7 protein-coding genes are annotated in these 9162 nt (G+C 35.1%); 1 reads left to right on the forward strand and 6 read right to left on the reverse strand.

Going from position 1 to position 9162, the window contains the following annotated elements; genetic code table 11:
• From LC419_RS23225 to LC419_RS23235, 3 genes are all read right to left on the reverse strand, one after another.
• Positions 1–922 (reverse strand): DUF6443 domain-containing protein (locus tag LC419_RS23225; protein WP_223609593.1); only part of this gene is annotated, 922 nt, incomplete at its 3' end.
• Positions 923–930: 8 nt separating this feature from the next.
• Positions 931–4053 (reverse strand): hypothetical protein, encoded by a 3123-nt coding sequence (locus tag LC419_RS23230; RefSeq protein ID WP_223609594.1) that lies wholly within the window; start codon positions 4051–4053, stop codon positions 931–933.
• Between the two features lie 4 nt (positions 4054–4057).
• The gene (locus tag LC419_RS23235; protein WP_223609595.1) at positions 4058–5698 is read right to left on the reverse strand and encodes a T9SS type A sorting domain-containing protein; all 1641 of its coding nucleotides are present in this window, start codon (positions 5696–5698) and stop codon (positions 4058–4060) included.
• Positions 5699–6155: 457 nt separating this feature from the next.
• Here LC419_RS23235 and lpxD point away from each other — a divergent pair, with 457 nt between their 5' ends.
• Complete coding sequence (gene lpxD, locus LC419_RS23240) at positions 6156–7148, forward strand: UDP-3-O-(3-hydroxymyristoyl)glucosamine N-acyltransferase (protein ID WP_223609596.1); 993 nt, start codon at positions 6156–6158, stop codon at positions 7146–7148.
• A gap of 131 nt (positions 7149–7279) precedes the next feature.
• Here the strand turns inward: lpxD and LC419_RS23245 are convergent, their stop codons facing one another.
• The 3 genes from LC419_RS23245 to LC419_RS23255 form a co-directional block, all read right to left on the reverse strand.
• Positions 7280–7627 carry a hypothetical protein gene (locus LC419_RS23245; protein WP_223609597.1) on the reverse strand — a complete coding sequence of 116 codons (348 nt, stop codon included), beginning with the start codon at positions 7625–7627 and terminating at the stop codon, positions 7280–7282.
• A 129-nt stretch (positions 7628–7756) separates the two neighbouring features.
• Complete coding sequence (locus LC419_RS23250) at positions 7757–8320, reverse strand: M23 family metallopeptidase (RefSeq protein ID WP_223609598.1); 564 nt, start codon at positions 8318–8320, stop codon at positions 7757–7759.
• 15 nt (positions 8321–8335) lie between these two features.
• A partial coding sequence (locus LC419_RS23255; RefSeq protein WP_223609599.1) for an RHS repeat-associated core domain-containing protein occupies positions 8336–9162 on the reverse strand: 827 nt, incomplete at its 5' end.

Raw genomic sequence — 9162 nt, forward strand, 5'->3', positions numbered from 1 at the left:
ACCAGTTACCCGAAGCTCTCATATTGGCGTCCTGGGTAAGAAGTAGCCGGTCTGCTTTATCGTACACCATATATTCCCAACCTTTGCCCGGTAGCTTCTTTTCTACCAATCTCCCTCTTCCGTCATAACGGTATTGATAGCATAAATCATTCAATAAGGTATCTGTAATGGTTTGATTGATGGCTTTGGGAGGAATGACAAATGCCAATTGGTTATATTCATTATAAACATAATAGGTATCTGCATATTCTGTATCGGATATCATTTTTCTTAACAAAATGGTCTGCCCTCTTCCATTCTTATATTCATAGGTCTTATTTCCATCTTCATCTATTACGGCATTTCTGTATAATGTATTGGCGGCATATGCAGATGGCGGACTCAAATTGGATTTTGTAGCATTATTCTCCCAAACGGTAGAAGTTACAAATTTAAATACATCGTTTCCTATATTAACACCATATTCAAACTTTACAGGTTTATTACTCCAGGCATTTCCTACCTGCTTCTGTTCCAAAATTCTGTCGAGAGGAGAATTTTCCAGTACCTTCTCTGAAAAGATCTTTTCAGAACCATAGATATCAGGCTGGGTAGCATTCGCCAAAGATAAAGGGACAATCCCTCCATTTTGTGTTCCGCTCTGAGGAACGGGTAGAAAATCATAGACCTGTCTTCCGAAACTATCATATTCAATATGAGTAACGACATCTCTTCCTAAAGGCGAGGCTTTTACATTAACGACCTGTTTAGGTCTTCCAAGACCATCCATATACTGTACGGTTTCAGACGTTTTTGTAGGCTGTCCGCTGATATTATAATCAAGATAAGATTTGGAATACACATAATTTTCTCCCTGGGTAAGCTGAGCATGAGCTGAATGAGCCATCAGCAAGGCCCCGATGGGAATAATTATCTTTTTCATGACTGTGTTTAGTTTTTATAATTGTATTGGTATTCTTTAATAATTTTTCCAGTAGCGCTATTCTCTCTAACCTCCTTCAATCTGTTGGCAGTATCATAAATGTAAAACTCTCTGATTCCTGATGGCGGGGTGATACTGGTCACACCAATTAATGGATTATAAGTATACGTACTGATTTGAAAACCTGATAATGCAGAACTATTTCTGAATGCATCTAATACTGTAACCATAGACTGCTCTGAAGCATCAGTACCTAATTGACCATCATTGTCTGAAGCATTAACGATATTGTCAATTAATGACTGAGAAATATCTGAGAGTTTAGCTCCTTCGATTTTGGCAATAGGCTGGCTTTTGTTATAACCCCAGATGATAGTGGTTGAAACTCCGTTTCTTGTGGTGTATTGCTGTATGTTGCCCTTGGAATCATATTTGTCATAGACAATTTCTGCTGTTGCTACTCCCGTCAATAAGTCATAGGTAGATATAGATTTTGGATTAAAATTAGCAGGATCATTATCGTATTCTGTAAGTGTTTTTGACGTTTCCTTTGAAACAAACCCACTACTTGTCCATTTTTCCAGTTCATTCGTTACTTTTAAAGGTGTTGACACCATATTTTTGAGTACAAGTTTAGAATCTCCTGGTAGAGATGGATACGAGTAGGATGTTTTATAGATAACTTCTCCACTCAGCTCTGCTTTTTGAATTTGAGAAACACTCAGACTCTTATTGTCCAAATAGTTATAAATCGTATTTTGAACAAAATTTCCGTTAGACAGATAATTTTCATCACTAACAACATCAACAACAAACGGCATGGTACGAACTCTACTTTTTTGAACCCAAATCCCTTTTATAAGATTAACTTTAGTCGTGTAATCTTTATCTGTATTAAAATTGCAATTGTTTGTCACATTGTTTCCTTTAATTATATTTTTACAATATGGATGAAAAGGCAGGGTTTTGTAATCTGTCGTTATACGGCGAATTTCATTATTATCTTTAAAGAAAACTTCTTCTCTTAGCTTTCCTCTCTTGTCGCTATTATCAATAAAAAAAACTTTCGAGTTTTTCTGATAATTTTCCAAAACTATATTACTGTAGTTTGAAAGGAAAAATTTTGTATTCACCAGCAAATTATCAGCATAATCAGGAAACCACAAAGAGCTGGTAAATATATATTCTTTATACAAAGAGCCATTTAAATATTCCTGTACTTTACTATATTCCATATTTTGTTTTGAGAAAATGCTCTGTTCTATATTGGATCCTTGCTCAACTATACGTTTAATATTTTGTTGGGCAGCAGGAAAGTTTTGAGTATACTGTGTATATGTGAAAAAATCATAATTTGATTTTAAGATTCCTGAAGAACCTGCAGTACTATTATTCCTATTCTGAAGGTATTTAAATTCACGAATAATCGGGCTACCATAATTGGGAGTATCTATCATTCTTTTTATTCTCAGCCCACTTGTTGTACCAGTTGAGCCTACGACCTGTGGTAGAAAATCAGTGGTGGAATTCCTAGCAATTTTATATGAAAAATCATGAGGTTCATAAATAAACTCAGTGGTTCCTTTTGTTGGGTATATTACTTTTTTCAAGATACCGACGTCAGAATATGCTGGATTCGAATTCCTGCTGTCTCCTGTTATCGTTAAATCACCTGTAATTTTTGAAAAAGTATAGGCAGGAATAATTGGATTATTCTCCGGCTTACCATTCCAATATCCCCAAAAATCTACTGCCCGGGTTGTTTCAGGAGGAAAGAAACCGTCATTATAATATTCAAAGTTATATTCGTCCTGGTTTAGTTTTAACTTTGTTAAAAGCCATCTTTTACTTGCTGAGCCTTTAGGACTAAGACTAAAATCTACAGTTTTAACAGTTTTATATCTGTTTTTAATCAGAATTTTTTCCAGATAGTCATATCTGTAAGAATCATTTAATGTATTCAGATATTCAAACTCTATCGTATAATTATTGTCAAAAACACCGGGCGAGACCTCTTTATCAATAAAGTTTATTTTTTGTAGTTTTACTTTTTTAGTCACATTATATGAAAGATATGGGCTCTGCCATGTAGAAGATTGTCCGCTTCCAGTTACGTGAGATCCATTTATACTCCCTTCAAAGCTATTCTCGGAGGATGTGTTGATCTGGTTCACATATTTATTGATATCAAAAGAAAAAGCTGAAACATTCATGTTTGCGGGATATGGAAGCATATTTTTACGCTTACAGTAATTCATCTCCTCACCCACTCCAAAATCATCATTGTACGTATATGAGATCCTTTTTCCATCTTTAAATACTACCTCTCTCAAATACCAGGAAGTTATCGTCATATTTGGAGCCCCATTCCCACTGACAATACCACCTACAGGTTCCTGTCCAAGGTTACTGCTTATTTCAAGACTGTTCATTTGCCCCCCGAATAAAAAAACATTTCCGTTTCCATCAAATATTTTAAACCCGGAAAATAATGGCCGACAATCCGTCAGGTCCTCTACTGGCTGTTGTTGATAATCACTTATATCCACTACGATATTAGGATCGTTGCAATACACGATAGGAAGACCATTATTAGTCAAATAAAAATATCCGGAAACTCCAAAAAAGTTAAATGAATATTTGTCAGATTCTATTTCAGCCCTCAATCCTGACGAAGTTAAAACAGGATAATTATCTAAATTATAATTGGCTGCAAAAACTTCTTCGTTAGTTTTATTGAGTTTGATAGCCTGCAAAAAACCATTGATCTGACTTGAACCATAAAAATAGTAATCATCCGAATCACCTATAACCTCTCTTGTAATTAAGCCTCCAGGATTTATTGACCAGTTTAATCCATAGTATCCTGATTTTTTTGTTGGTAAAAAGCCTGAGGAATCATATTGTAGATTTAAATCTATATTATAGCCGCCTATAGATTGTGTGAAAATAGGAATACTTATATCTGCCATTCCTGCAAATTTATTCACCGGAATATTTCCTCTTTTTTCATAACTTGATGCTTCAGGAGATTTTATATTGATCGGCGGATTTGTCACTTGAGATAATAAAGAATTGCTTGCTAACGCAGTAAATGCAAAAAGCTTAAAAGTTTTTTCACTGATTCTCATATTTCTATTTCTTAATTAATTTTGTACTCGCCATTTTATTCCCATCCGTCTTTATTGTCACCACATAAGCCCCCTGAATCAAATTCTGAGTACCCAACTTCGTCACCTTATTCTTCGTCTTCAAACTCTGAAGCTGTCTTCCACCCATATCATACAATAGAATATCTGCTTCTTTAAAGTCAAAGCCTATTTCCACGTAAGCATAATCGGATACCGGATTCGGATAAATTTTAATGTCTTGTTTTTCGATCAGCTTATTGATCTGACTGTCTCCCAATTTCACAATCTTCCAGTTCTCTTTTCCAAGTTCTTCTGCGCTGGTTCCTGCCAGAATGATGGAGCCGTCTCTGTTTAATTTAATATCTGAAAGTCTTTCTTCTTTCTTTCTGGATTCTCCTTTGACATATTTTCTCCACTCTTCATTTCCGTCTTGGTTCAGGTACAGCATCCAGAATGTTTCGTCATCTGTTTGTATTTTTCCTTCTGCCTGTGTGTAGCCACCTAAAAGAATTCCTTTTGAAGATTTTTCATCTGCAGAATGAAGGACACTCATACCCATTAAGATATCTCTGTTTTTGAAATTGAAAGATTTCTGCCAGATATCATCACCTCTTTCATTTAAAGAAATCAACCATAAATCAGTTCCTTCTTCAATTCCTACCGTTTTGTTTCCTGACCTTTCAGATCTGGATTCTCCACCGATTAAATATCCAGCTGATGTTAATGCCAATGTTCTGATATGATCATCACCTTTGCCTCCAAAGTTCTTCTCCCATTCTACTTTTCCGGTTTTGTCAAGCTTGACGATCCAGTAGTCTCCTTCACCGAAGTTTTCAGAGTTTTTTGAATAATTGATCATTGATAAATGATCATTGATATTGGAAGGCACACCATTTCTATTGGGCTGCTTTACATCATTCATCATTGATCTTTTATCATTTATATTGAAAGCTGAGCTTCTCGAGTAAATTCCCAACAGTGCGCCTCCGTCTTTAGTTGGAATCATTTTCTCCACTTCATCCAGACCTTTTCCTCCTAAAACAGTTTCAGAAAGAATCTTTCCGTTTTTGTCCAGTCTGGAAATCCAAACGTCTTTTGATCCATAGCCTTTAGAGGAGTTTTGAACATTTCCGGCGGCAATAAATCCAAGATCCGTAGTTTGAATAACAGCTCTGGCTTCCTCATCAGAAGAACCTCCCAGTGTTTTCTGCCAAAGCTCATCTCCAAATTCATTGATTCTGATGAGCCAGATATCAGATCCGCCTTTGGAATCTTCTTTTTTATCTAATCCTTTTCCGGAATAAGAAGTTCCGGCCAGAAGAAACCCTCCTTCCTGAGTGGCTACAGAAGCTGAGAGGTAGTCATGATTCTGTCCTGAGAAATATTTTTCCCAGACCTGCTCACCATGTTGATTGAGTTTAATTAAGTGAAAATCGTAGCCGTTGTTTTGCTTATTACCTTCAGCCTGAAGCTTAGTGCTCTGAATCGAGCTTCCTGAAATAAGATATTGCTGATCAATAGTCGTCGTGACCTGGCTTAGAAAATTCTGTGTAGAAGACTTGATGTCTTTCTGCCACAATACTTCCTGGGCAGACAGCCCCAGAAGTGTGCATAAGGTCAATGCACCGGAATAGAATCTCTTCATCTATTTGGTTTTAAGTTAGTATTAGTTTTTATAAAATAGCCTGACAAATTTAATTTTTTTTAACACATATACAAGTCTCTTTACTGAGATTTAATGTGATTTTTGTTGGTCATTTATTTTTTACTATATCGTCTCATTTTATCAGAACAAATCTATTATCACACAACGACAAAACATGTCGTTTTATATTGTAGTTATAAGTTTAATTAATATTTGAAAATATCAAATTAAAAAACACACACAATAATCTGATAATGAACTTTTATTTGCTGCCCTGCAAAAAAAATTAGCAATTAAAATCATTAATATTAAAATAATTGTATCTTTTCACCGTTGTACTAACATATCTTCCCATGTAAACCAACCATTAAACCTAATCAATTTCCTGTTTAGTTTACGGTAATTTCCTGCAGAAGCACGTGATTACGACACGGATCACACAAAAAAACAACTTCTTATGAAATTATTTTCAGTATTAGAAATCAATACGCTACTAAAAGGTTATATAGTGGGCAGTACTTCGCATTCTGTTTCCTCTCCAGAGCAAATAGAGCTCGCCGGAAATCATCAAATTACTTTTATAGGTCATAAAAAATATGAGAAACTTTGGGAAAGGAGTAAGGCATCCGTAGCTGTTGTCAATAATGACATCTCTATTCAACCTGGTAATAACAGGGCATTTATAAAAGTTAATGATGCAGATCTTGCCATGTGTCAGCTTCTGGAATTGTTTGCGCCCCTTCATCCGCAGTTTGATACAGATATCCACCCTACTGCATCGGTGCATCCTACTGCTATTGTTGGTAAAGGTACCCGTATCGGTGCAGGCACATACATTGGTCCTCATGTTGAACTTGGTGAAAATGTAACTATCTACCCTAACGCTACTATTTTGGATCATAGCACAGTGGGTAAAAACAGTACAGTATGGAGCGGTGTTGTTATCCGGGAAAACTGTCACATTGGTAGAAACACGATATTACACCCTAATTCAACTATCGGTGCCGATGGTTTTGGTTTCAGGCCCTGTCCAGAAAGGGGATTGGCAAAAATTCCACAAATTGGTAATGTTGTCATTGGCGACTGGGTAGAAATTGGTGCGGGTGCATGCGTAGACCGGGGCAAATTCAGTTCTACTATTGTTGGTGATGGCTGTAAAATTGATAACCTTGTTCAGATAGGTCATAACAGTGTACTGGGCAAATTTTGTATTATGGCAGGCAACAGTGGCCTTGCTGGTAGTGTTACCCTGGGAGACGGCGTTATGATTGGTGGAAGTGCCTCTATTAAAGATCACACTACTATTGGTAGCGGTGCAATTATAGGCGCCGGATCCGGTGTTGCGGGCAATGTTCCCGCAGGTAAAACCTATCTTGGCTACCCAGCCGCTGAAGCACGTACTACGCTAAAACAATGGGCTACAATTAAAAAACTTGCTGGAAACAGTTAATTTATATAAGAGTTTTATCTAAAAAATATGCCGCTGCAAAAAACAGTGGTTTTTATTTTTTATGGGATGTGCAGGAGGCTTACACCCAAAAGGGTGTTATAACTTTGCCAGTCTAAAATTATATTCTGAAATTATTTTTGAAATTTTAAATAGCATTTTTTATTATTTGGATTTAGTAGCTTTCCATTTTTTATACCGTAAATATATTTCCCATTAAATATCGTACGATCTTTTTCATTTTCTAAAAAGCTTTGATACTGAGCATTCAAAACTAAAGTATCATTTTTAGCTGACCAAGTTCCAGATAGCTTTTCAACAGAACTCGGATATATCAAAACAAACCTGTTGTTTTTTTCAACGAAGAGTATATTGACGGGAGCATCTGTAGAATAACATTTGTTCTTATATCTACCTAGCTTAATTTTAGAACTGCAACTCCATAGAAAAAGACAAAAAAGAAGAATTAGAGTATTTTTCATTTTTATTTTAAACCTGATCTTATATTGGTAAATATAACGGTTTTCTCAAATAATAAACCACTGCAATTTTACAGTGGTTTTGTTTTATCTGGGACAAAAGCGAGAAGCTTGCACTAGCCGAGGGCAAAACTACATACCATAAATTTTAGGTTGGCAATTTTTACAAATAATAGTTTCACAAGCAGTTGTATCCATAGAGATAGGATTGTGTATCAAATCCTTAGTTTTAGTATCAATGTAATAAAAACTAAGGTTTATGCTATAGATTTCTCCAGCGTAATTTAAAATTTCTTTATAATTCTTCGGAGTAAAACTATTTAACTTGACTTTACCTAATATTGTCCCTTTTTCTACAATATCATTTTTTTTTAGAACAACATCTTTCATTAAATCATAAATAATAACCTGATTATCATTATATATTATTGCAATATAATCTAATTCACTACCAACATCAACTACTTTACCATTCACAATTGATCTTACTACAGCACTCTCATTATTAGTTATAATAGTTAAATCAACAGGAGTTATATCAGGATTCTCCTTTAAAAAAGTTCCTTTATATATTTGTTGAGCCTCATTATTTTTATAACCCTTTATAATTTTTCCTCTATCTATAGGACAATTACAGGATTGAGAAAATATTTGCTGAAATAAGCCGATAAAGAAAAATATATAACAAATTTTCATTTTTAAAATATTTAATTAATTCCCTTGGATAGTTTTTTTAATTTCCGCTTCAATCTGTTTATTTCTTTCGTTTTGTTTTTTAATAGAATCTGGAAGAGTGTAATCTTTTACTTTTGTTTTCGATAACGGTCCTTCTGTAACAACAGGTTTTATATCATCATAACTATTTCTTACAGCTACACCATTATTTGACGCAGTTTCTGCTTCTACAGCTTTATATTCAGATAAGGAACTATTAAAACCTTCAATAGGGGTTTGATCGTATGCATCGAGCGATACACCATCATCTACACTCCAGAGATTAAAATGGTTAAGTTCGTGAACTAATGAAGATGCCGGTGAAAGTATTTCTCCGGTTGTTAATCCTTCACCTCCCAAAGTTGGATTCCATTTAGTTGTTTGATCCGAACTATTAAAAACAGTCACTGAAGATTCTACCATTTGAGTCGTTTTAGAACTATTCAACGCATCAACCACATCTTTTTGGTTGCTCATAGCATTTAAAGCTTGATATGCAGATTTAACAAAACTATTGTCAATCCCTTTTAGTTTTTGAATATCATTAACGGATGATAACCGTATTGATTCGTTATTTCCATACTTAATTACAATATCATTAACACCACGACCATCAGGATCAATAAATCTTATAGGGTTATCTACAGCGTAATTATAAGTAGAATGCCTTCTGTATTTCTCCGCCAAAGGATCCACTACTCCCCATCTCCCAATATCAGGCATATAGAATCTCGCACCATAATCGTACATCCCTGTTCCTATTTGAAGTTCTTTTCCATTGTATTTATACTGATACTGAGGATTGGCACCTACCGCATTATAGC

The organism is Chryseobacterium sp. OSA05B (genome assembly GCF_019970065.1).
GTDB lineage: Bacteria > Bacteroidota > Bacteroidia > Flavobacteriales > Weeksellaceae > Chryseobacterium.

Excerpts from the sequence above, each read along its gene's own strand:
- LC419_RS23235 (WP_223609595.1), bottom strand. The coding sequence starts at position 5,698 with ATGAAGAGATTCTATTCCGGTGCATTGACCTTATGCACACTTCTGGGG.
- LC419_RS23230 (WP_223609594.1), bottom strand. The coding sequence starts at position 4,053 with ATGAGAATCAGTGAAAAAACTTTTAAGCTTTTTGCATTTACTGCGTTA.
- lpxD (WP_223609596.1), top strand. The coding sequence starts at position 6,156 with ATGAAATTATTTTCAGTATTAGAAATCAATACGCTACTAAAAGGTTAT.
- LC419_RS23250 (WP_223609598.1), bottom strand. The coding sequence starts at position 8,320 with ATGAAAATTTGTTATATATTTTTCTTTATCGGCTTATTTCAGCAAATA.
- LC419_RS23245 (WP_223609597.1), bottom strand. The coding sequence starts at position 7,627 with ATGAAAAATACTCTAATTCTTCTTTTTTGTCTTTTTCTATGGAGTTGC.